This window comes from Klebsiella sp. 4_1_44FAA (assembly GCF_000238715.1).
GTDB lineage: Bacteria > Pseudomonadota > Gammaproteobacteria > Enterobacterales > Enterobacteriaceae > Klebsiella > Klebsiella pneumoniae.
In genome coordinates, this window is the sequence record NZ_JH414842.1 from 1 (window position 1) to 997 (window position 997).

Genomic DNA, 997 nt, shown 5'->3' on the forward strand with positions numbered 1-997 from the left:
GAACTTTTGCTGAGTTGAAGGATCAGATCACGCATCTTCCCGACAACGCAGACCGTTCCGTGGCAAAGCAAAAGTTCAAAATCACCAACTGGCCCACCTACAATAAAGCCCTCATCAACCGTGGCTCCATAACTTTCTGGCTGGATGATGAAGCTATTCAGGCCTGGTATGAGTCGGCAACGCCTTCATCACGGGGAAGACCTCAGCGCTATTCTGATCTCGCCATCACCACCGTTCTAGTCATTAAACGCGTGTTCAGGTTGACCCTGCGGGCTGCGCAGGGTTTTATTGATTCCATTTTTACACTGATGAATGTTCCGTTGCGCTGCCCGGATTACACCAGTGTCAGCAAGCGCGCAAAGTCGGTTAATGTCAGTTTCAAAACGTCCACCCGGGGTGAAATCGCACACCTGGTAATTGATTCCACCGGGCTGAAGGTCTTCGGTGAAGGCGAGTGGAAAGTCAAAAAGCATGGCCAGGAACGCCGTCGTATATGGCGTAAGCTGCATCTGGCCGTTGACAGTAAAACACATGAAATCATCTGTGCAGACCTGTCGCTGAACAACGTTACGGACTCAGAGGCCTTCCCCGGGTTAATCCGGCAAACCCACCGGAAAATCAGGTCAGCCGCCGCCGATGGAGCTTACGATACCCGGCTATGTCACGATGAACTGCGGCGTAAGAAAATCAGCGCGCTTATCCCGCCCCGAAAAGGTGCGGGTTACTGGCCCGGTGAATATGCAGACCGTAACCGTGCAGTGGCTAATCAGCGAATGACCGGGAGTAATGCGCGGTGGAAATGGACAACAGATTACAACCGTCGCTCGATAGCGGAAACGGCGATGTACCGGGTAAAACAGCTGTTCGGGGGTTCACTGACGCTGCGTGACTACGATGGTCAGGTTGCGGAGGCTATGGCCCTGGTACGAGCGCTGAACAAAATGACGAAAAGCAGGTATGCCTGAAAGCGTGCGTATTGCCTGAAAACACAACCCGC

At 53.1% G+C, this 997-nt stretch carries 1 pseudogene; it reads left to right on the forward strand.

The window, feature by feature from the left end:
- Positions 1-14: 14 nt before the first annotated feature.
- Positions 15-984, forward strand: a pseudogene (locus HMPREF1024_RS00095) (IS5 family transposase).
- The last annotated feature ends 13 nt before the right edge of the window (positions 985-997 follow it).